Below are 22,150 nucleotides of genomic sequence, written 5' to 3'. Positions count from 1 at the left end.
TCATGGCTTCTCCGGTCACGGCTTTTTCGGCCACGGCTTCTTCGACGACCCGGCGCCGGGCAGACGTCTGATCTTCTCCGTCTCACCCTTCGTCACTTCGTCTCGCGATCCGAGACATCATCGAGAGGTCGTCATTCCGATGCGCCAACCGTCCGTCACAGCGCGCCGCGTGGCCGCGGCATCCGTCAGCCTGGTCCTGGCAGCGGGCGCCGCCGCCTGCGGGCCGAAGGACAACGATGCCAAGGGCGTCGGCGGCGACTCCACGCCCCACAAGGGCGGCACGCTCACCGTCCTGAACGCCAACCCCCAGCAGGACTTCGACCCGGCACGGCTGTACACCTCCGGCGGCGGCAACGTCCCGTCCCTGGTCTTCCGTACGCTCACCACCCGCAACCGCGAGGACGGCGCCGCGGGAACCGAGGTCGTCCCCGACCTCGCCACCGACACCGGGCGCCCCAGCGAGGACGCGACCGTGTGGACGTACACCTTGAAGAAGGGCCTCAAGTACGAGGACGGCACCCCGATCACGTCGGCCGACATCAAGTACGGCATCGAGCGCTCCTTCGCTCCCGAACTGTCGGGCGGCGCCCCCTATCTGCGGGACTGGCTGGTCGGGGCCGCCGGCTACCAGGGCCCGTACAAGGACGAGCAGGGCCTCGACGCGATCGAGACGCCGGACGAGCGGACCATCGTCTTCCACCTGAACAAGCCCGAGGGCGAGTTCCCGTACCTGGCCACGCAGACGCAGTTCACGCCCGTCCCGAAGAGCAAGGACACGGGCACGAAGTACGAGGAGCACCCGGTCTCGTCCGGGCCGTACAAGGTCGTGAGGAACGAGAACGACGGTGAGCGACTCACCTTGGAGCGCAATACGCACTGGTCCGCCTCGACCGACGCCGAACGCAAGGCCTACCCGGACAAGATCGACGTACGGTCCGGGCTCGACTCGTCCGTGATCAACCAGCGGCTCTCCGCGTCCCAGGGGGCGGACGCCGCCGCGGTCACCACGGACACCAACCTCGGCCCCGCCGAGCTGGCCAAGGTGACCGGTGACAAGGAGCTGGCGGCTCGCGTCGGCACGGGGCACTTCGGCTACACCGACTACATCGCGTTCAACCCGACGATCAAGCCGTTCGACGACGTCAAGGTGCGGCAGGCGATCTCGTACGCCCTCGACCGGTCGTCCGTGGTGAACGCCGCCGGTGGTTCGGCGCTCGCGGAGCCCGCGACCACCTTCCTGCCCGACCAGAAGTCCTTCGGCCACACACCGTACGACCTGTTCCCGGCGGGGAAGAGCGGCAACCCGCAGAAGGCCAGGGAGCTGCTGAAGGAGGCCGGTCATCCGAACGGGCTCACCGTCACGCTGACGCACTCCAACGCCAAGGACTTCGAGACCAGTCCGGAGATCGCGACCGCGATCCAGGACGCGCTCAAGAAGGCCGGCATCACGGTCAAGCTCCAGGGACTCGAGGAGAACGACTACTCCGACAAGATCCACGACGTGAAGACCGAGCCGGGCTTCTTCCTCGCCCACTGGGGCGCCGACTGGCCCTCCGGCGGTCCCTTCCTCGCCCCGATCTTCGACGGCCGGCAGATCGTCAAGGACGGCGCGAACTTCAACACGGGCCTGCTGAACGACAAGTCGGTCAATGCCGAGATTGACGCGATCAACAAGTTGACGGATCTTGACCAGGCCGCCAAGAGGTGGGGTGCACTGGACAGGAAGATCGGCGAGAAGGCCCTGACCGTCCCGCTGTTCCACCCCGTCTACAAGCGCCTGTACGGCGAGGACGTCAAGAACATCGTGATCAGTGACTGGACCGGTGTGCTGGACATCTCCCAGGTCGCGGTGAAGTAGCGCCGTGAGTGGAGCAGTTCTCGCCGTCGAGGCTCCCGGGGCGTCCACTCCGGGAGCCTCGGGGGCCCGTCAGTTCTGGTGGCGGCTGCGCACGCGGCGCGCCGCCCTCGCCGCGGCGGCCGTCGTCGCCCTGCTCGTCCTGGTCGCGCTGGCCGCACCCCTGCTCACGGCGCTGGAGGGCCAGGACCCGACCACCTACCACCCCTCCCTGGTGGACTCCGCGCGCGGGGGCGTGCCCATCGGGTCGCTCGGCGGCATGAGCGCCGACCACTGGCTCGGCGTCGAACCGCAGACCGGACGCGACCTGTTCGCCCGGCTGACGTACGGTGCGCGGGTCTCGCTGGGCGTGGCGCTGGCTGCGACCGTCGTGCAGGTCGCCATCGGGATCACCATGGGCGTCGCGGCCGCACTCGGGAAGCGATGGGTTGATCAACTGTTGAGCCGGTTCACGGACATCATCGTCGCGATGCCGCTCATGATCATGTCGTTGGCCCTGCTCGCGATCGTGCCGTCGAGCTTCCCGCGGCCCGTGCTGGTCGCGCTCGTCATCGGCCTGGTCGGCTGGGGCAACATCGCCCGGATCGTGCGCGCGCAGACGCTCACCCTCAAGGAACTCGACCATGTCTCCGCCGCCCGGCTCAGCGGCTGGGGCACCTGGAGCATCGCCCGCCGCGAGCTGCTGCCCGGGATCGCCGCGCCCGTCATCACGTACGCCGCGCTGCTCGTCCCGTCGAACATCACCGTCGAGGCCGCGCTGTCCTTCCTCGGAGTCGGCGTGAAGCCGCCGACGCCCTCCTGGGGACAGATGCTCACCGCCGCCGACGTCTGGTACCAGGCGGCCCCGCAGTACCTGTTGCTGCCCGCGGGAGCGCTGTTCGTGACGGTACTGGCCCTGACCGTCCTCGGCGACGGCGTGCGCATCGCGCTCGACCCGCGCGCGGCCTCACGCCTTCGCATCGGGACGGGGCGGAAGCGGGAGTCGAGGGCGGCCGAGGAGCGCGGGCATGACGCGCAGGCCGCCGGGGGAGGTGCGGCATGAACGGTCTCACCGGCTTCGTCCTGCGCCGGACCATCGGCGCCGCGGTCACCCTGCTCGCCATCTCGGTGATCGTCTACATCGTCTTCTACGTCACCCCCGGCAACGTCGCCCAGATCACCTGCGGCCCGCGCTGCTCACCGGAACAGGTGGACCAGGTCGCCCGGCAGCTGAACCTGGACGACCCGTTGTTCGCGCGGTACTGGCACTTCCTGCAAGGGCTCGTCGCCGGCCAGGACTACTCGACGGGTACGTCCGTGCAGCACTGCTCCGCGCCCTGCCTCGGCCTGTCGTACCAGAGCGACCAGCAGGTCACACAGCTGATCTGGGCAAAGCTCCCGGTCAGTCTGTCCCTGGTGTCCGGCGCGATGGTGCTCTGGCTGCTCCTCGGCGTCGGCACCGGCGTGCTCTCCGCCTGGCGGCGCGGCCGGTTCTCCGAGCGGGTGCTGACCGGCATCACCCTCGCCGGCACGGCCACCCCGGTCTTCGTCATCGGCCTGGTCCTGATGATCGTCGTCTGCGGGGAGCTGCGGTTGCTGCCCTTCCCGCAGTACGTCGCCCTCGGCGACGACCCCGAACAGTGGGCGTGGAACCTGGTGCTCCCCTGGCTGTCACTGGCCCTCATCGAGGCAGCCGCGTTCGCCCGGCTGACCCGGGCGTCGATGCTGGAGACGCTGGCCGAGGACCACATCCGCACCTTCCGCGCGTACGGCGTCGGCGAACGGTCGATCGTCGGACGGCACGCGTTGCGCGGGGCGTTCGCGCCGGTCATCGCGCTGAACGCCAACAACGTCGGGTCGGCGATCGGCGGCGCGGTGCTCACCGAGACGCTCTTCGGCCTGCCCGGCATCGGACAGGAACTCGTCCATGCCGTCAAGGTCGTCGACCTGCCGGTCGTGGTCGGCATGGTCCTGGTCATCGGTTTCTTCGTGGTCCTCGCCAACGCCGTCGCCGACGTGCTGTACGCGGTGGCCGACCGACGGGTGGTGCTGACATGAGCCTGGTCGACGTGACCGACCTGAGCGTGGACTTCGGCGAGCTGCGTGCCGTCGACGGACTCTCCTTCCGCCTTGAGCAGGGCGCCGCCCTGGCCCTGGTCGGCGAGTCCGGCTCCGGCAAGTCGACCGTGGCGTCCGCCCTGCTCGGCCTGCACCGCGGCACGGGAGCGCGGGTCGGGGGCTCGGTCGAGGTGGCCGGCACCGACGTGCAGCGGGCCTCCGACCAGGAGCTGCGGCGGCTGCGTGGCGGGCAGGCCGCGATGGTGTTCCAGGATCCGCTGTCCTCCCTCGACCCGTACTACGCGATCGGTGACCAGATCGCCGAGGTGTACCGCGCCCACGCGCGGGTGTCCCGGCGGGCGGCACGCGCGCGTGCCGTCGAGGTCCTCGACCGGGTGGGCATCGCGGACGCGGCCCGGCGGTCCAGTTCCCGGCCGCACGAGTTCAGCGGCGGTATGCGCCAGCGCGCCCTGATCGCCATGGCGCTCGCGTGCGAGCCCCGCCTGCTGATCGCCGACGAGCCGACGACCGCCCTCGATGTCACCGTCCAGGCCCAGGTCCTCGACCTGCTGCACACGCTGCGTGAGGAGACCGGCATGGGCCTGCTGCTCGTCACCCACGACGTGGGCGTCGCCGCCGAGAGCGTCGACGAGGTGCTGGTGATGCGGCACGGGCGGGCGGTCGAGCACGGCTCGGTGTCGGGTGTGCTGGGCGCGCCGGCCCAGCTGTACACCCGGGAGCTGCTGGCCGCCGTGCCACGGCTGGACGCGCCCCGGAAGGCCTCGTCGGCGCCCGAGGAGGTCGTGCTGGAGGCGACCGGGCTGAAGCGCGTGTTCGGGCGCGGGAAGCGGGCGTTCACGGCCGTGGACGAGGTGTCGCTGACCCTGCGGCGCGGTGAGACGCTCGGCGTCGTCGGCGAGAGCGGCAGCGGGAAGACGACCCTGGGGCGCATGCTCGTCGGGCTGCTGGAGCCGACGGCCGGATCGCTGAGGTTCGAAGGCCGCGCGCACACGGGGGTGAACCCGGCCGTCCAGATGGTCTTCCAGGACCCCGTCTCCTCCCTCAACCCCCGCCGCGGCGTGGGCGAGTCCATCGCCGATCCGCTCCGCGCGCGCGGCGAGTCCGAGGAGGGGCGCATCAGGGAGCGCGTGGCGGAACTGCTGGAGCGCGTGGGGCTCGAAGCGGCGCATCACGACCGCTACCCGCACGAGTTCAGCGGCGGCCAGCGCCAGCGCGTCGGGATCGCGCGGGCGCTCGCGGCCGACCCGCGCGTCATCGTCTGCGACGAGCCGGTCTCGGCCCTCGATGTCACCACCCAGGCGCATGTGGTCGAGCTGCTGGGGGAGTTGCAGCGCGAACTCGGGCTCGCGCTGGTCTTCATCGCGCATGACCTGGCCGTCGTACGCCAGGTCAGCGACCGGGTCGCGGTGATGCGCGAGGGCGTCGTCGTCGAGGAAGGTCCCGTCGCCGAGGTGTACGGGGCACCGCGGGAGACGTACACCAGGCAGCTGCTGGCCGCCGTACCGGCGCTCGACCCGGAGGCCGCCGCGCGACGCCGGGCGGAACGGCGGGAGTTGGCCGCGGCATGACGATCCGTGTCCGCTTGATCTCCTAGCGCGACAGAACGCGACCCGCACGGGAAAGTTACGACCGTTCACCCCTTTTGGTGGTGCGACGGACAACCGTCCGTCGCACCACCGCCTTGACCGCATACGTTCGTCCCGCTGCGAGCCGCCGGGCAACGGCGGCTCCCCATACGGGAGATCGGGGGTGCACACGTGCGCATCGGACTGCTTACGGAGGGTGGCTATCCGTATGTGAGCGGTGACGCCAGGCTCTGGTGCGATCGGCTGGTGCGCGGGCTCGCACAGCACGAGTTCGACGTCTACGCGCTCAGCCGCAGTGAACGCCAGGAGGACGAGGGCTGGACCCCGCTCTCGCCGAACGTCCGCAGGGTGCGCACCGCATCGCCGTGGATGACCGAGGGTGACGGAGCGATCCTGGGCCGCCGCGCACGCCGGCGGTTCACCGAGTGCTTCGGGGAACTGGCCGCAGTGCTGTGTGGGGCGTCGTCCGAGGACGGGACGCCGACCCCCGAGGCGGACCGTTTCGGCAACGCTCTGTACGGGCTCGCCGAACTCGCCCGCGAGGAGGGCGGCCTCGCCGGAACGCTCCGCTCCGAGGCCGCCGTACGCGCGCTGGAACGCGCCTGTCGTGCGCCCGGCGCCCACCGCGCCGCGCGTGAGGCCCGGGTCCCGGATCTGCTCGCCGTGGCCGCGTATCTCGAACGGGCGCTGCGACCCCTCTCCCTCGACTGGTACGAGGACGACGGACTCGGCGCGGTCGACCTCTGCCACGCCGCGTCCGGCGGCCCGGCCGCCCTGCCGGGCCTGCTGGCCCGCCACTTCACCGGTGTCCCCCTGCTGGTGACCGAGTACGGCGTGCGCCTGCGGACGCACTACCTCACCGCCCCCGACGCCCCGCCCGCCGTACGGTCCCTGCTGGCGGCCTTCCACGGCCGGCTCGCCGCCGAGGCCTACGGACAGGCCGAGGTCGTCGTCGCCGGCAACACGCATGCCCGCCGCTGGCAGGAGCGCTGCGGTGCCGACCGCGAGAAGCTCCGCACGGTCTACCCCGGCATGGACGCCCGGCCCTTCTCGGAGGTGGGCGAGTCCGTGGAGTGCGCCGATCCGGGAGCGCTCGTCTGGGTCGGCCGCGTCGAACCAGCCAAGGACCTGGTCTCGTTGCTGCACGCCTTCGCCGAGATCCGCAAGCAGGAGCCGAGGACGCGCCTGCGGATCGTCGGCGCCCCCACGGGGGCAGAGGGCGCGGCCTATCTCGACCACTGCAGGGCGCTGGCCGCCCATCTCTTCCCCGACGAGGCCGAGGGTCCGCACACCGCCGGCCACAACCCGGTGTCGTTCGAGGAGATCGGCGGGCCGGAACTCCCGGCCCTCGCCGACGCCTACGCCTCGGGTGCCGTGACCGTCCTGTCCAGCGTCGTCGAGGGCTTCCCGACCGGCTTGGTCGAGGCCATGCTCTGCGGGCGCGCGACGGTGTCGACGGACGTGGGCGCGGTCGTGGAGGTCATCGGCGGCACAGGGCTGGTCGTGCCCCCGCGCAACCCGCGAGCGCTCGCCGAGGCGTGCGTCGCGCTGCTGCGCGACCCGGAGCGCCGTGAGCGCCTGGGAGCAGCCGCCCGGGCTCGAGCCCTCGAACTGTTCTCGGTCGAGCAGAACATCGAGGCATTTCACGGCATTTACCTGGAGATCGTCTCGCGTGCTCCCGTCCGTCGTGCCGTCCTCGACGCGGCGGGGGAGCCACTGCCCTTCGCGGTGCCCGCCGAGGCCCGCGTCCCGGTCCGCTGGGCCGCCCCGACACCCGGCCCCGCCGCCCGCGGCGTCCCCGGCTGGGCCGGAGGCAGCCCCGTACGAGCCACCACTTCCGTCCCCGCCCCGGAGAGAGCGCGATGAACGACTTGGGCGAACTGGACCGTCCCGGAACACCGGCCGGCCCCGGAACACCGGCCCGCTCCGGAACCCCGGCAGGCCCGGGAGCGACGGATGCCCCTTCGGAGAAGGTACTCGGCCCTGCGGCCACGACCTCACCTGCCCCGGAACCGGCCGCCGACCGCGGTACGTCCGTGACACAGGGGCAGACCGCCGACCATGAGCCGCCCTCCCCGCGCCGCGGTGCCGACCCCGTGAAGGCGCTGATGCACCGTCATCGGGAACTCTGCGAACGCGCGGTGGACCCCCTCGAGATCGCGGCGGGACTGGAAGCGCACGGCATCACCGAGCGGACCGCGGCCCGCTTCCGTCACCGGGACGTCTTCTCCCTCGCCGAGGAGATGTACGCCCGCGCCACCCGGGACGGGGGCGCACCAGCGTCCCCGGCGCCCACGGCCCCCCGGGCACGTGCCGACTGGGTCCTCCTGACCCTCCTGCCGGGCGCGCTGTGCGCCGGCGCCGTGACCGCCGCGCACCTCACCCACGGCCGGACGCGCCTGATCGCCGTGGCAGCGGGCATCCTCGCCGTGGGCCTGGCCCTCCGCGCGGCACTCCGTCGAGGCCCCCTGAGCCGGACCGACCACACCTCCCCCCGTGGAAGCGCCTTCTGGATCTCCTGGCTCGTCGCCTACTCCGTCCTGGGCGACGGTTTGCTCCACAGTGCCGTCACCGGCGGCCCCGACGGTCTGCCCACCGGCACGGCCGACGACCCCTGGCTCCTCACCGCCGCCCCCGTCCTGGCCCTCGCCCTGGCGTGCGCGCCCGCGGCCTGGTCCGCCCACCTCTTCACCGCGCGTGGCCGCCGCAGGCTCGCGGCAAGCCGCGGCCTCGAGGACTTCGCCGCCGCCGTACGACCGCTGCTGCTCGGCACGGTCGTCCTCTTCCTGGGCGCCCTGGCGGGCCTGCTGGCCCTCTGCGCGGCAGTCCTCGACGAGCCCGCGGGCTACGCGGAGGTCCTCGCCCTGGGCGCCCTCCTCTTCATCGCCCGCCTCCTCACCACCCACGGCTTCCCTTACGCGCCGGCCGTGGTCCTCACCGCGACGGCCACGGTCCAGGCGGCCGCCCTCGCCACGGTCTTCATCGCCCGCCTCCCCGGACTCGGCTTCCTGAGCACCCCCGTGGAGACCCTCGTCACCCACTGGGGCACCGGCAGCGTCCCCACCCTCGCCTGCGGCGCGGCGGCCCTGGCCCTCCTCGTCCACGCGACGCGCCAGCTGACCAGGGCCTCGGCCCACGCACCGACCTAGAGAGCTCGCCCCCGAAGAGCCGTCACCTCGCAGCCACCGACACTGGCCCACCGCCGGGGGCAACCGCACCACCCCGCCCGCACCGCCCCAAGGAGAACCCCGATGACCACCCACCCAGGAGTCCCAGCCGCCCCAGGAGCCGCGCGATGAGAGTCCTGCTGATCGGAGCCAACGGCTACATCGGGCGCTTCGTCGCCGACCGCCTGCTCGCCGACCCCGCCGTGCAACTCACCGCACTCGGCCGCGGCGACGACGCCGACGTCCGCTTCGACCTCGCCTCCGGCAGCCCCGGTGCCCTCACCCGCTTCCTCGACGCGGTCCACCCGGGCGTCGTCGTCAACTGCGCCGGCGCCACCAGGGGCGGTGCCCGCGAACTCACCCGCCACAACACCGTCGCCGTGGCCACCGTCTGCGAGGCCCTGCGCCGCAGCGGCTGCGGCGCCCGTCTGGTGCAGATCGGGTGCAGCGCGGAGTACGGCCCCAGCCAGCCAGGCTCCTCCACGGCCGAGGACGCCGTCCCCCGGCCCGGCGGCCCGTACGGCGTCAGCAAACTCGCCGCCACCGAACTGGTCCTCGGCTCCGGCCTGGACGCCGTCGTCCTGCGCGTCTTCTCACCGGCCGGACCCGGCACCCCCGCGGGCTCCCCGCTCGGGCGTCTCGCCGAGGCCATGCGCCGTGCCATGCAGTCCGGCGACGGCGAGCTGAAGCTCGGCGGCCTGGGCGCGCAGCGCGACTTCGTCGACGTCCGGGACGTCGCCCGCGCCGTCCACGCCGCCTCGCTCTCCGCCGCGCAGGGCGTCATCAACATCGGCTCCGGCCGCGCCGTGCGCCTGCGCGACGCCGCCGCGGTCCTCGCCCGGGTGGCCGGATACGGCGGCGCCCTCCACGAACTCGACGGGCCTCCCGGCGCGCTTCGCCCGGCCATCGGCCACCCCCGCCCGGACTCGGACCACGCACCCCAGGTCACGTACCCGTACCCCGACGGCTGCGGCAGCTGGCAGCAGGCCGACGTGCGCACCGCCCGTGACCGGCTCGGCTGGCGTCCCCGGATCGGCCTCGAGGAGTCCCTCGCGGACATCTGGATGGAGGCGGCATGCCGCATCTGACCAGCACACAGCCGCGCACCTCCGGCACGGAACTCCGCCCCGGCGTCGGGGTCCCCGGCTATGCCCACCCCCTCCTCGCTCCCACCGAGTGGGGCGAACTCACCCGCCCCGGCACCCCGCTGCACTGGGTCGTCCTCAATGTGGCCGACGGCCCCGGTGCCCGCCCCGACCCGCACTGCCTGGCGGCGGCCGGCCGGCTGCGGAACGCGGGCATCCGGGTCCTCGGCCACCTCGACACCCGGTACGGCACCCGGAACTTCGGAGAGCTGATCTCGGATGCCCACCGGTTCGTCGACTGGTACCAGGTCGACGGCTTTCTCCTGGAGCGCTGCCCGGCGGACCACGTCGGGCTGCCCGAGGTGCGCCGCACGGTCGCCACCCTCCGCGTGATCCGTGACGCGGCCCACATCGTCCTCGGCCACGGCATCCACCCGCACCCGGGGTACGCCGAACTCGCCGACCAGCTGGTCACCTTCTCCGGCCCGTGGAGCGACTACCGCTGGTCGCAGGTGGCCGAGTGGACCGCCGACCACTCGCCCGAGCGCTTCTGCCACTTCGTCCACGGAGTGCCCCGCCCTCAGCTGGGGGAGGCGCTGGGCATCGCGCGCTGGCAGGGCGCCGCGACGATCTACTTCACCGACCGCACGGACCGCACGGACTGCGGCGGACACGCCGATCCCTGGGAGACCATGCCCGGCTACTGGGACGAAATCGTCTCGCGTGTCGGAACAGGTGTCTCGGAATGAAAAAGCACATGGCACTGTTACGGGGAGAACAACCGTAGTGATTGACCGACCAACGGAGCCCCCGTGTCGCTGCCACCCCTGGTCGAGCCGGCTTCCGAGCTCACCGTAGACGAGGTCCGCAGGTACTCCCGCCACCTGATCATCCCCGACGTCGGGATGGACGGGCAGAAGCGGCTGAAGAACGCCAAGGTGCTGTGTGTGGGCGCCGGCGGCCTGGGCTCGCCGGCGCTGATGTACCTGGCCGCCGCGGGCGTCGGCACCCTCGGCATCGTGGAGTTCGACGAGGTCGACGAGTCGAATCTGCAGCGCCAGATCATCCACAGCCAGGCCGACATCGGCCGCCCCAAGGCCGAGTCCGCCCGTGACTCCGTCCTCGGCATCAACCCGTACGTGAACGTGATCCTTCACGAGGAGCGGCTCGAGGCCGACAACGTGATGGACATCTTCAGCCAGTACGACCTGATCGTCGACGGCACGGACAACTTCGCGACCCGCTACCTGGTCAACGACGCCTGTGTGCTGCTGAACAAGCCGTACGTCTGGGGTTCGATCTACCGCTTCGACGGCCAGGCCTCCGTCTTCTGGTCCGAGCACGGCCCCTGCTACCGCTGCCTCTACCCGGAGCCCCCGCCCCCCGGCATGGTCCCCTCCTGCGCCGAGGGCGGCGTCCTGGGCGTGCTGTGCGCGTCCATCGGCTCCATCCAGGTCAACGAGGCCATCAAGCTGCTCGCCGGCATCGGCGACCCGCTGGTCGGCCGGCTGATGATCTACGACGCCCTGGAGATGCAGTACCGCCAGGTCAAGGTCCGCAAGGACCCGGACTGCGCGGTCTGCGGCGAGAACCCGACCGTCACCGAGCTCATCGACTACGAGGCCTTCTGCGGCGTCGTCTCCGAGGAGGCCCAGGCGGCGGCCGCCGACTCCACGATCACTCCCAAGCAGCTCAAGGAGTGGATCGACGACGGTGAGGGCATCGACATCATCGACGTCCGCGAGCCGAACGAGTACGAGATCGTCTCCATCCCGGGCGCCCGGCTGATCCCGAAGAACGAGTTCCTCATGGGCACCGCCCTGGAGAGCCTCCCGCAGGACAAGAAGATCGTCCTGCACTGCAAGACGGGCGTCCGCAGTGCGGAAGTCCTCGCGGTCCTGAAGTCGGCGGGCTTCTCGGACGCGGTCCACGTCGGCGGCGGCGTGATCGGCTGGGTCAACCAGATCGAGCCGGACAAGCCGGTCTACTGATCCGTGCGGCTCCTCTGAGCCGTATGCGCTCCTCCCTTCTGAGCGCTCCGAGCGGCGGGGGCTTCGGGCACCACGGGTGTGCGAAGCCCCCGCCGTCGTCATGAGCAGACCTTGCCGTCCTTCGGGACCGACCCGTCCAGCAGATACGCGTTCACCGTGGAGTCCACGCAGTCGCTGCCGCTGCCGTACGCGCCATGGCCTTCGCCCCGCCAGGTGAGCATGACGCCGACGCCCTTCCCCAGCTCGCCGGCCATCCTCCGGGCGCCCTCGTAGGGGGTGGCCGGGTCGCCGGTGTTGCCGATCACCAGGACGGGCGCCGCGCCGGGGGCGCTGACCTCCGGGGTGTCGTGCTGTCCGGGCACCGGCCAGTCGTGGCACCAGCCGGCCGTGTCCCAGCCCAGGAAGGCGCCGAAGACCGGGGAGATCTTCTCGAACTCCGGCAGCAGCTCCTTCGTCCGGGCCGCGGTCGGCCGCTGCCTGTCGTCCAGGCACGATATGACCCGCTGTGAGTGGGTCGTCGTGCCGTAGTGGCCCGAAGGGGCGCGGTCGTTGTAGCCGTCGGCGAGGGTGAGCAGCTCCGAGCCGTCACCCCGCTCGGCCGCGTCGAGGGCGCTGGTCAGGGTCGGCCAGCTCTCCTTGCTGTACAGCGGCAGGGTGAGGCCGGTGACCGCGAGCATCTGCGTCAGCTTCCGTCCGGGCGTGGACGTCGGCAAGGGCCGGGCGTCGATCCGTCGTAGCAGGTCCGCGATCTTCCGCGTGCCCTCATCCGGGTCCTGGCCCGTGGATTCGAGATAGCCGTTCAGCGCGCGTTGGAAGCCCCTGGCCTGGTTCTGGGCGTGGCCCACGGTGTCCGCGCCGGGGTCGACGACCGCGTCCAGCGTCATCCGCCCCACGTTCTTCGGGAACAAGTGGGCATAGGTGCCGCCCAGTTCGGTGCCGTACGAGATGCCGAAGTAGTTCATCCTCTCGTCACCGAGGGCGTCCCGGATGCGGTCCATGTCGCGGGCCGAGTCGGCGGTCGAGACATGCGCCATGAGTTTCCCGGCGTCCTTCCGGCAGCCCTTGCCGAAGTCGGCGGCGTCCTTGAAGTACGTCTTCTCCTCGGCCGGTGTGTCGGGGGTGACGTCCACCGACTCGGCGGCCTGGATCTCCTGGTCGCCGCGGCAGCGCACCCCCTCGCTCGCGCCCACCCCGCGCGGGTCCCAGCTCACCAGGTCGTACCGCTCACGGAGCGGGGAGACCGTCGGGGCGTACGACGGCATCATGGTCAGGCCCGAGGCGCCGGGCCCGCCGAAGTTGAACAGGAGCGAGCCCACGCGGTCGTCGCCGCGGGCCCTGGCGCGGATCAGCGCCAGTCCTATCGTCTTGCCGTCCGGCTTCGACCAGTCCAGCGGCACCTTCAAGGTCGCGCACTGCCAGTCGTTGCCCGGCGCGGGGGCGTCGGCGGTGGCCTTGCAGCGGCCCCAGGACAGCTCGCCGCCCTTGTCGTCGTCGGACGAGCCGCCGCCGCAGCCCGCCGCCAGCAATGCCGAGGTGACCGCCACAGCGGTCCACCGTACGAAGCGCGACATGCGCCCAGTCCCCCCTCGCAGGCCGTCCGCACCGTGCTGCGGATGGCGGTCAGGCCATGGTAGGCAGATCCCGCGTCGGCCGTTCCGGCCTGTGGATAACCTTCTGACCTGTGGCTTTGTCGAGGCTGTCGCTGTTCTCAGGTGCAGACGGTCCCCGCCTGCGGCACCTTGCCGTCCAGCAGATAGCCGTCCACCGCGCCCTTCACACACTTGTTCTTGCTGTTGTAGGCGCCGTGCCCCTGCCCCCGGTACGTCAGCTCGACACCGACGCCCTCGCCCAGCGCGTCCACCATCTTCCGGGCGCCTTCGTAGGGGGTGGCCGGGTCGCCGGTGTTGCCGACGACCAGGATCGGCGCCGAGCCCGGCGCGCTCACGTCCGGGTGGTCGGCGGCGCCCGCCACGGCCCAGTCGGTGCAGCCGATCATGCCCCACGCCAGATAGTCGCCGAACAGCGCGGACGCGGCCCGGAACTCGGGCAGCTTCCGCTCCACATAGGCGGTGTCGTAACGCGGCTTCGAGTCGGAGCAGCTGATGGCGGTGTGGGCGGCGGTCGAGTTGTCGTACTCGCCGTTCTCGCTGCGCCCGTTGCTCGAGTCGGACAGCAGCATCAGGATGCTGCCGTCGCCGTCGTACGCCTGCTCGAGGCCGTCCGTGAGGTACTCCCAGAAGTCCTGCGAGTACAGCGCCTGCACGATGCCGTTGGTCGCCGCGGACTGGGTCAGCTCCCGGGGGAAGACGCCCGGGATCGGCTTCCGGTCGAGGTCCTTCAGCAGCGTGGCGATACGGTCCTTCACATTCTGCGCGCTGTCGCCGATGGGGCACTCCTCGGTCTTGGACACACAGTCCTCGGCGAAGTTGTCGAGTGCGAGCTGGAAGCCCTTGGCCTGTCCGAGCGAGCCCTGCTCGGGGTTCTGTGTGGGATCGACGACGGCGTCGAACACGGCACGGCCGACCCGCTTGGGGAACAGGTGTGCGTAGACGCCGCCCAGTTCGGTGCCGTAGGAGATGCCGAAGTAGTGCAGCTTGTCGTCGCCGAGGACCTGGCGCATCAGATCGAGGTCGCGGGCCGCCTCGGTGGTGCGCACGTGCGGCAGGATCTTCTCGGAGTTCTCCTCGCAGGCGTCGTTGAACTCCGTGGTGCTGTCCAGGAGCTCGGTGCGTTCGGCGGTGTCGTCGGGCGTGGCGTCCTGCTGGAAGTACGCGTCGAGCTGCTGGTCGTTCTCGCAGATCACAGGGTCGCTGCGGCCGACTCCGCGCGGGTCGAAGCTGACCAGGTCGTAACGGGTGCGCAAGGTGTCGTAGTCCTCGGCGAAGCCGGGCAGCGCGGTGACGCCCGAGCCGCCGGGGCCGCCGAAGTTGAAGATGAGTGAGCCGATGCGTTCGCTCGCGGGGCCGCTGGTCCGGACCCGGATCAGCTCGATGCCGATCGTGTCGCCCTTGGGATCGTCCCAGTCGAGCGGCGCCTTCATGGTGGCGCACTGCCACTCGCCGTTGTCCGGCAGGGGAGAGGGCGGGGGGCCTTCGCCCTGGGCCTCGTCCGGCGCCGGGCACGCCTTCCAGCTCAGCTCCTGCCGCGTGAGGTCCTGGTCCTCGGCGCCGTCGTCGCCGCAGCCCGCCAGCACGGTCGACAGCAGCACGGCGGTGGCGGTCAGGACGACGGCGCGCAGCCGGAGGAGCGAAGGCATGGTTCCATCCTGCGGCGGCACGGGCGCCCACGCGCGGGACGCGTGTCGTACGAGGTAGGAGGGGCTGGTGTTGCCAAAAGGTGTGCCGGAATCCGGGCCCGCCGGACGGGCGGGCATCCGCGCCCGCCGGCGTCAGAGGGCCTGCTTGCGGGTGAGGTGGTTGAAGGCCAGCCAGCCCGGCAGTACGGGCAGCCACAGCGTCAGCAGGCGGAACAGCAGCACGGCCGGTGCCGCGACCTCCTTCGGGAGGCCGACGGCGATCAGACCGACCGTCAGGGTCGCCTCGACCGCGCCCACACCGCCCGGTGTCGGAGCCGCGGACCCCAGGGCGTTGCCCGCGAGGAAGACGACCGCGACGCTGGCGAGGCTGATCGAGGTGGACTCGTCGCCGAACGCGCGGATCGACGCGTCCAGGCACATCACGAAGCAGGCGGTCAGCAGCAGCATGCCGCCGATGCCGGTGACCAGCTTCTGCGGCCGCTGCAGCACGTCCAGCATGCGCGGCACGACACCCGCGAACAGCGACCGCACGCGCGTGACGACGAACTTGCGCAGGAAGGGCACCGAGGTCACCACGAGCACGAGCACCGCCACCGTCAGCAGCCCGGCGATGACCGTCCGGGACGGCGACAGCGACGGCGTCTTCTCCGTTCCGGTCAGATAGCCGAAGGCCAGCAGCATCAGGATGTGGCAGCCGAGCCCGAACAACTGCGACGCGCCCACGCTCGCCACCGCGAGCCCCGGCCGCACACCCGCGCGCTGCAGGAAGCGCGTGTTCAGGGCGACACCACCCACCGCCGCCGGGGCGACGATCTTCACGAACGAGCCGGCGACCTGTGCCGCAACGGTCCGCAGGAACGGCACCCGCTCGGGCACGAATCCCAGCAGCGCCATCGCCGCCGCGAGGTAACTGCACATCGAGAACAGCACCGCCGCGGCGACCCAGCCCCACTCGGCGTTCGCGATGAGCGGCCCGAACTCGATGTGCGTGAGCTGCGTCAGCAGGAAGTACGCGCCGATCGCCCCGGCCATGAAACTGATCAGCGTGCGCGGCCGTACCCGCTCCAGCCGGGCCGGCTCGACCGGTGCCTGCGGCCTGATCAGCAGCACCTCGTGGCGGATCTGCGTGAGCAGGTCCTCCTCGCGCGCTTCCTCCACGGCCTCGTCGATGGCCCGCTTCTCGGCCCGCTGCTCCGCCCGTACGGTCTTCTTGTCCGTCTTCTCCGGGACCGGCGCGGCCTCGTCCGACGAGGACTCCTCCAGGCGCGCCTGCTTGGCCAGCCGGGACGCCTCCAGAACCGCCTCGCGCTCGCGCTGCGCCCGCTCCCTGGCCAGTCTGCGCAGCGTCGCGCGCGTGGAGCGGCTGAGCGCGATGGGCTGGAGCATCGGCAGACAGTCCGCCACCGAGTCCGGGCCGAGCACGCCCACCGCCGAGGCCACCGCCCGCTCGGCGCCCACCCGGAGGCCGAGAGTCACCAGCAGCTGGGAGATGTCCATGCGCAACAGCAGCTCGCCGGCCGCGATCTCGCCGCCGCGCAGGTCGGTGAGGATCACCGTGCCGGAACGATCCACCAGGATCGCGTCGCCCACCAGCCTGCGGTGTGCGATACGCCGGGACTGCAGGGCCTTCACCTGGTGCCAGGTGTCGCGCAGCAGATCGTCGGTGATCTCCTCGTCCGGCAGCGAGTCGAGGGTGTGCGCGCCGCTGTGCTCGTAGACGAGCATGACCGCGTCGGGGCCGAGCTCGGAGGTGGCGATCAGCTTGGGGGCGTTGGCACCGGCCGCGATGGCCGCGTACGCCAGCAGCGCCTCCTGCTCCAGGGCCTGGCGCAGCGACTGGAGGCTGCTGCGGGTGGCGAAGCCGCGCAGGGTCAGATTGCGCCACGCGCGGTAGAAGAAGCCCTGAGCCTGCTGCTCCCGGTCGACCACCGTGACGTCCAGCGGCGGGCCGTCCTCGAGCGTGACGAAGTAGCGCCGGCCCCGGTCGCCGGTGTCCGGGTTGTCCGAGGCGTCCTCGCGTGACGCGCTGACCGGGCGGAAGCCGACGGTCCGCAGGCCGGCCATCAGGGTCTGCCCGGTCGGCCGGACATTGGGCGAGCCGACCGCGTACAGCGTGCCGTAGGCCACGGTCCAGCCGATCAGCACGGTCAGGATGATCGAGAACGGTGTCGTGTACCCGGTGACGAGCATCGAGAAGGCGTCGAGCAGCAGCACGACCCACAGCACTGTGCGCCACCTGGGTCTGCGTGACATGCCGACGGCGGTCATATAGGCGATGACCGGCGCCAGATAGCCGTGCACGGGATCGGTCAGCGCGTGGATGTCCCCGGGGGAGGGCTGGGTGAGCGCCTCCTGGATCGAGTCGGGGGCGGCCCGCGCGACCCACAGGTCGGTGGCGAGCGTCACACCGTGCGCCAGGACCGCCGCGAGCACGCCGTCGGCGATTCTGAGGCCGTCCCGCTTGATCAGCCGCTCGATGGCGAAGGCGACCGGCACCAGCAGGATCGCGATGCTGGAGGCCAGACCCGCGATCTTGATGAGCAGGTCGGGTGCCTGTCCGGTGCCCTTGTTGATGTCCTGTTCCAGGCCCGAGGTGGTGCCGTGCGCGAACGCGGCGATGCCGATCAGCACCGCGACGGCGAGCACGCCCACCAGGAGGCGCATCAGATCGGACGGGCGGTGCACGCGCGCGGGGAGCAGCGGTTCGTCGCCCTCCACCTCGTCGATGTGCGCGATGTCGGGCTCGTCGGCGACCGGCCGTTCCTTCGAGCCGGCCTCCTCGGTGCCGTTCCCGCCGGCCGTCTTCGGGCGGTCGTCCGGAGTGCCCGGGCGCGACGAAGCGTCAGAGGTGCCGCCCGTGTCCTCGGAATGCGCGCCCTGCTGCTTCATCGTCTCTTCTTGGTCTCGTATCACCGGTCACCGCCCGCACGATGGTGGCATGCCGCACCGACACACGGGGGCATCAGGGTGCACATGCGGGGGCGGACAGTCTGCCCGACGTGGTCCTGCCGGGCGAGGGAAACGCTCGTGGGTACCCGCCTCCCGTTGTCGGTGGGGTGGGGCAGGATGGGGCGGATGAGCGAGGAGAGCCTTCCGGAGGACGTCGGCGCGCAGGACACCCGCACGGGGGACGACGGCGCCCCCGCGGAGCCCGGGGAAGCCCTGCCCGCGTACGCCGAGCGGGTCCTCGACGTCGCCGAACTGATCCCGCCGGGCCGTGTCATGACATACGGGGATGTCGCCGAGTGGCTCGAGGAGGGCGGTCCGCGGCAGGTCGGCCGTGTGATGGCTCTTTACGGCGGAGCCGTTCCGTGGTGGCGGGTCGTCCGTGCGGACGGCGTCCTGCTCCCGGGGCACCAGCAACGGGCGCTCGGCCACTACCGCGCGGAGGGCACGCCCCTGAAGGAGGCGAGCCGGGCCGCCGAGGGCCACCTGCCGCGGATCGACATGCGACGGGCGCGGTGGGACGGCGGCGGACGCGCGGAGGGTCACACCTGACAGCTTCCGCCATCGGGCGGCCTCCCGTGTGGCCCGTGATCCGGACGGGGGAATCGGGGCACGTCGGTGCCATGACGTACGTTCGTGAGGCGAGGGGCATGAGTGGCGCGAGCGCCGCGAGTGACCGGCGGGAAGAAGGGGAAGCCCTGCTTCCGCCTCACTCGTCGGCGTAGCGTCGGCTGCGCGTGTCCCCGTCACCCCGCGGTCACCGCCCGCCACGCGCGGTGGCCCGCCAACCAGTACTTCCACCAGGACCGGCGAACCACGTGAGCTCCTCTTCCTCCACCAGCGGCCTGTCACACCCCCGGGTGCGGCGGGGGAGCCGTGGCGCTTACCGACTGGTACGTACCCCTCCCGCCCGGGTGGACCCCCCTCTTCTGGACGCCTCGCAGCGCTCCGTGGTTGACCACGAGGCCGGTCCGCTGCTCGTCCTCGCCGGTCCGGGCACCGGCAAGACCACCACGCTCGTCGAGTCCGTGGCCGAGCGCATCGCCCGGGGCGGGGACCCCGAGCGCGTCCTGGTCCTCACGTTCAGCCGCAGGGCGGCCGTCGAACTGCGCGACCGCATGGCCACCAGGGCCGGGTCGGCCCGCGCTCCCCGGGCGACCACCTTCCACTCGTTCTGCTACGCCCTGGTCCGCGCCCACCAGGACAGCGACCTGTTCGTGGAGCCGATGCGGCTGCTGTCAGGCCCCGAGCAGGACGTCTCCGTACGGGAGCTGCTCGCGGGCCAGGTGGACCTGGAGCGGCTCGGCCTCGCCCATGTGCGCTGGCCGGACGAACTGCGCGCCTGCCTGACCACGCGCGGTTTCGCCGACGAGGTCCGCGCGGTCCTCGCCCGCAGCCGTGAGCTGGGCCTCGGCCCCGACGCCCTGGACGCCTTCGCCCGCCGCACGGGACGCCCCGACTGGCGCGCGGCGGCCGCCTTCCTCGCCGAGTACCTCGACGTGCTCGACCTCCAGGGCGTGATCGACTACGCCGAGCTCGTCCACCGGGCGGTGCTCCTCGCCCGCAGGCCCGAGGCCGCCGCGTGGCTCGCCGCCCGGTACGACGCCGTCTACGTAGACGAGTACCAGGACACGGATCCCTCTCAGGTACGACTTCTGCACGCCCTGGCCGGAGGTGGGCGCACCCTTGTCGCCTTCGGGGACCCCGACCAGTCGATCTACACGTTCCGCGGGGCGGACGTGAACGGCATCCTCGACTTCCCGCACGCCTTTCCACGCGCGGACGGCCGCCCGGCCCCCGTCGCGGTGCTGCGCACGTCACGCCGCTCCGGAGCCGGCCTGCTGGCGGCCACCCGGCTGCTGACCCAGCGCATGCCGCTGACCCGCCTGCCCGCCGAGAAGGTGCGCGCCCACCGCGAACTCGCGCCCGTGAGGGACGGCGGCCGGGTCGAGGCGTACACGTACCCCACCTCCGGGACGGAGCTGGACAACATCGCCGACATCCTCCGCAGGGCCCACCTGGAGGACGGCGTCCCGTGGAGCGAGATGGCCGTGCTGGTGCGCGCCGGCTCCCGCACCGTCCCCACGGTCCGCCGCGCCCTCACGGCGGCCGGCGTCCCGGTGGACGTCGACGGCGACGACGTACCTCTGCGGCACGAACCGGCGGTGGCGCCGCTGCTGACGGCGCTTCGGGCGGTGGCCGCTGCGGAGGCGTCGGGAGGTCCCGAGGGGGAGGACTCGTCCAAGGACGGCCCTTCCGCTTCCATGGAGGGTCCTTCCGCCGCGCCGGCCCTCTCCTGGCTCGACACCGAGACCGCCCTCACCCTCCTCACCTCCCCCCTCGCGAGCATGGACGCCGCTGATCTGCGCCGCCTCGGCCGGGCCCTGCGGGACGAGGAGCGCGCCGCGGGCAACCCGCTGCCGCCGCCCTCCGACGTGCTTCTGGCCCGGGCGCTCGCCGAGCCGGAGCGGCTGGCCGTGCACGACCCCGCGTACGCGCGCGGCGCCCAGCGCCTCGGCGCTCTGCTCCGCAAGGCCCGCGAGCGCCTGGCGGGCGGCGGTACGGCCGAAGAGGCGCTGTGGGACCTGTGGGACGGCACACCGTGGCCCGCGAGGCTGGAACGTGCCGCCCGCCGGGGCGGCGCGGCCGGGCGCAACGCGGACCGCGACCTGGACGCGGTCTGCGCGCTGTTCGCGACGGCGGCCCGCGCCGAGGAGCGAACCGGAGGCCGGGGCACGCTGAACTTCCTGGAGGAGATCGAGGCCGAGGACATCGCCGCCGACACCCTCACACGGCGTGCCGTACGCCCCGAAGCGGTCCGCCTGATGACCGCGCACCGGTCCAAGGGCCTCCAATGGCACCTCGTGGTCGTCGCGGGCGTCCAGGAGGGGCTCTGGCCCGACCTGCGCCGTCGCGGCTCCCTCCTGGAGGCCGACCGCATCGGGCGCGACGGACTCGCCGAGCCCCTCACGCCCGGCGCGCTGCTCGCCGAGGAACGCCGCCTGTTCTACGTGGCCGCCACGCGCGCGCGTGAACGCCTGGTCGTCACCGCGGTCAAGGCCCCGGCGGACGACGGCGACCAGCCCTCCCGTTTCCTCACCGAACTCGGCGTCGAACCCAAGGACGTCACCGGACGCCCGCGCCGCCCGCTGTCCGTCGCGGCGCTCGTCGCCGAACTGCGCGCCACCACCGTAGACCCGCGCGTCTCCGACGCACTCCGGGAAGCCGCCGCCCGCCGCCTGGCCCGGCTCGCCGCCCTCGCCGACGAGGACGGCCGCCCCCTGGTGCCGTCCGCGCACCCCTACCGTTGGTGGGGCATGTTCGAGCCGACCCGCTCCAAGGTGCCGCTGCGCGACCGCGACCAGCCCGTCGTGCTCTCCGGCAGCGCCCTCGACCAGCTGGCCAACACCTGCGCCCTGCAGTGGTTCCTGGGCCGCGAGGTGAAGGCGGACGCGCCCGCGACCGCCGCGCAGGGCTTCGGCAACGTCGTGCACGTCCTCGCCGACGAGGTCGCCTCCGGGCACACCCCGGCCGACCTCTCCGTCCTCATGGAACGTCTCGACTCCGTGTGGAACGCCCTCGCCTTCGACGCACCCTGGAAGTCGGACCAGGAGAAGGACAACGCGCGCGTGGCGCTCGAACGGTTCCTCCAGTGGCACGTCATGGACCGCACCGGACGTACGCCGGTCGCCAGCGAGCACGATTTCGACGTCACCCTCGCAGCGGGCGATTACCAGGTGCGCATCCGGGGCCAGATGGACCGCGTCGAGGCGGACGGCGACGGCCGCGCCTACGTGGTCGACTTCAAGACCGGCAAGCAGGCGCCCACCGGCAAAGAGGTGGAGCGCCACCCGCAGCTCGCCGTCTACCAGCTGGCCGTCCGCGAGGGCGCCGTCGACGACGCCTTCGACGGACGGCGGCCCGAGCCGGGTGGTGCCGAACTCGTCCATCTCCGGCAGGGCGCCGCCCGGCGCGACGGCGGCGAGACCCTGCCCAAGACGCAGGCCCAGGAGCCGCTGGAGGGGGAGTGGGTCGGCGATCTGCTGGCCACCGCCGCCGGAAAGGTCCTCGACGAGCGGTTCACGCCGACCGCCGGGCAGCACTGCACGCACTGCTCGTTCCGGGCTTCGTGCAGCGCGCGCCAGGAGGGCCGCCATGTCGTCGAGTGAGCTATCGCACCACCTGCTCTGACCTGGTCTTCCTCCT

Annotated in this window: 14 protein-coding genes; 11 read left to right on the top strand and 3 right to left on the bottom strand. The window is 72.1% G+C overall.

The features are described 5' to 3' along the window. The first annotated feature begins 139 nt into the window (after nt 1-139). From ACFZBT_RS31180 to moeZ, 9 genes are all read left to right on the top strand, one after another. The gene (locus ACFZBT_RS31180) at nt 140-1,858 is read left to right on the top strand and encodes an ABC transporter substrate-binding protein (protein WP_391110544.1); all 1,719 of its coding nucleotides are present in this window, start codon (nt 140-142) and stop codon (nt 1,856-1,858) included. Between the two features lie 4 nt (nt 1,859-1,862). After that, nucleotides 1,863-2,897, top strand: coding sequence for an ABC transporter permease subunit (locus tag ACFZBT_RS31175; protein WP_391110542.1), 1,035 nt, complete (start codon nt 1,863-1,865; stop codon nt 2,895-2,897). Then, nucleotides 2,894-3,892: an ABC transporter permease subunit gene (locus ACFZBT_RS31170; RefSeq protein WP_391110539.1), complete on the top strand. Its 999-nt coding sequence runs from the start codon at nt 2,894-2,896 to the stop codon at nt 3,890-3,892. The genes ACFZBT_RS31175 and ACFZBT_RS31170 overlap by 4 nt, the downstream gene beginning before the upstream one ends. Next, nucleotides 3,889-5,481: a dipeptide ABC transporter ATP-binding protein gene (locus tag ACFZBT_RS31165; RefSeq protein ID WP_391110536.1), complete on the top strand. Its 1,593-nt coding sequence runs from the start codon at nt 3,889-3,891 to the stop codon at nt 5,479-5,481. The genes ACFZBT_RS31170 and ACFZBT_RS31165 overlap by 4 nt, the downstream gene beginning before the upstream one ends. 189 nt (nt 5,482-5,670) lie before the next feature. Continuing rightward, nucleotides 5,671-7,365: a DUF3492 domain-containing protein gene (locus tag ACFZBT_RS31160; protein ID WP_391110534.1), complete on the top strand. Its 1,695-nt coding sequence runs from the start codon at nt 5,671-5,673 to the stop codon at nt 7,363-7,365. Then, nucleotides 7,362-8,648 carry a hypothetical protein gene (locus tag ACFZBT_RS31155; RefSeq protein ID WP_391110531.1) on the top strand — a complete coding sequence of 429 codons (1,287 nt, stop codon included), beginning with the start codon at nt 7,362-7,364 and terminating at the stop codon, nt 8,646-8,648. Before ACFZBT_RS31160 ends, ACFZBT_RS31155 begins: the two co-directional genes overlap by 4 nt. Nucleotides 8,649-8,794: 146 nt before the next feature. Next, nucleotides 8,795-9,754, top strand: a complete 960-nt coding sequence (locus tag ACFZBT_RS31150; RefSeq protein ID WP_391110528.1) for an NAD-dependent epimerase/dehydratase family protein — start codon at nt 8,795-8,797, stop codon at nt 9,752-9,754. Further along, nucleotides 9,742-10,500 carry a spherulation-specific family 4 protein gene (locus tag ACFZBT_RS31145; protein ID WP_391110525.1) on the top strand — a complete coding sequence of 253 codons (759 nt, stop codon included), beginning with the start codon at nt 9,742-9,744 and terminating at the stop codon, nt 10,498-10,500. The genes ACFZBT_RS31150 and ACFZBT_RS31145 overlap by 13 nt, the downstream gene beginning before the upstream one ends. 63 nt (nt 10,501-10,563) lie before the next feature. Next, a complete protein-coding gene (moeZ, locus tag ACFZBT_RS31140) occupies nt 10,564-11,742 on the top strand; it encodes an adenylyltransferase/sulfurtransferase MoeZ (RefSeq protein ID WP_184590710.1) in 1,179 nt (392 codons plus the stop codon). Nucleotides 11,743-11,840: 98 nt separating this feature from the next. Here moeZ and ACFZBT_RS31135 read toward each other — a convergent pair whose 3' ends face one another. From ACFZBT_RS31135 to ACFZBT_RS31125, 3 genes are all read right to left on the bottom strand, one after another. Then, a complete protein-coding gene (locus tag ACFZBT_RS31135; RefSeq protein ID WP_391110522.1) occupies nt 11,841-13,313 on the bottom strand; it encodes an alpha/beta fold hydrolase in 1,473 nt (490 codons plus the stop codon). Nucleotides 13,314-13,450: 137 nt separating this feature from the next. Continuing rightward, on the bottom strand, nt 13,451-14,998 hold the full coding sequence (locus ACFZBT_RS31130; protein ID WP_391110519.1) for an alpha/beta fold hydrolase: 1,548 nt from the start codon (nt 14,996-14,998) through the stop codon (nt 13,451-13,453). Between the two features lie 132 nt (nt 14,999-15,130). Then, the gene (locus tag ACFZBT_RS31125) at nt 15,131-17,887 is read right to left on the bottom strand and encodes a lysylphosphatidylglycerol synthase domain-containing protein (RefSeq protein WP_391110516.1); all 2,757 of its coding nucleotides are present in this window, start codon (nt 17,885-17,887) and stop codon (nt 15,131-15,133) included. A 186-nt stretch (nt 17,888-18,073) separates the two neighbouring features. Between ACFZBT_RS31125 and ACFZBT_RS31120 the strand changes: the two genes are divergently transcribed. Both ACFZBT_RS31120 and ACFZBT_RS31115 read left to right on the top strand, forming a co-directional pair. Continuing rightward, nucleotides 18,074-18,496, top strand: coding sequence for an MGMT family protein (locus ACFZBT_RS31120; RefSeq protein WP_391110513.1), 423 nt, complete (start codon nt 18,074-18,076; stop codon nt 18,494-18,496). 266 nt (nt 18,497-18,762) lie between these two features. Next, on the top strand, nt 18,763-22,113 hold the full coding sequence (locus tag ACFZBT_RS31115) for a UvrD-helicase domain-containing protein (protein WP_391110510.1): 3,351 nt from the start codon (nt 18,763-18,765) through the stop codon (nt 22,111-22,113). The last annotated feature ends 37 nt before the right edge of the window (nt 22,114-22,150 follow it).

The organism is Streptomyces sp. NPDC008137 (genome assembly GCF_042957035.1).
Lineage (GTDB): Bacteria > Actinomycetota > Actinomycetes > Streptomycetales > Streptomycetaceae > Streptomyces.
The sequence above is the reverse complement of the archived record's forward strand: the minus strand, read 5'-3'. Positions and strand labels throughout refer to the sequence as shown.

Excerpts from the sequence above, each read along its gene's own strand:
- ACFZBT_RS31180 (WP_391110544.1), top strand. The coding sequence starts at position 140 with ATGCGCCAACCGTCCGTCACAGCGCGCCGCGTGGCCGCGGCATCCGTC.
- ACFZBT_RS31170 (WP_391110539.1), top strand. The coding sequence starts at position 2,894 with ATGAACGGTCTCACCGGCTTCGTCCTGCGCCGGACCATCGGCGCCGCG.
- ACFZBT_RS31165 (WP_391110536.1), top strand. The coding sequence starts at position 3,889 with ATGAGCCTGGTCGACGTGACCGACCTGAGCGTGGACTTCGGCGAGCTG.
- ACFZBT_RS31155 (WP_391110531.1), top strand. The coding sequence starts at position 7,362 with ATGAACGACTTGGGCGAACTGGACCGTCCCGGAACACCGGCCGGCCCC.
- ACFZBT_RS31150 (WP_391110528.1), top strand. The coding sequence starts at position 8,795 with ATGAGAGTCCTGCTGATCGGAGCCAACGGCTACATCGGGCGCTTCGTC.
- ACFZBT_RS31145 (WP_391110525.1), top strand. The coding sequence starts at position 9,742 with ATGCCGCATCTGACCAGCACACAGCCGCGCACCTCCGGCACGGAACTC.
- ACFZBT_RS31135 (WP_391110522.1), bottom strand. The coding sequence starts at position 13,313 with ATGTCGCGCTTCGTACGGTGGACCGCTGTGGCGGTCACCTCGGCATTG.
- ACFZBT_RS31130 (WP_391110519.1), bottom strand. The coding sequence starts at position 14,998 with ATGCCTTCGCTCCTCCGGCTGCGCGCCGTCGTCCTGACCGCCACCGCC.
- ACFZBT_RS31125 (WP_391110516.1), bottom strand. The coding sequence starts at position 17,887 with ATGAAGCAGCAGGGCGCGCATTCCGAGGACACGGGCGGCACCTCTGAC.
- ACFZBT_RS31120 (WP_391110513.1), top strand. The coding sequence starts at position 18,074 with ATGAGCGAGGAGAGCCTTCCGGAGGACGTCGGCGCGCAGGACACCCGC.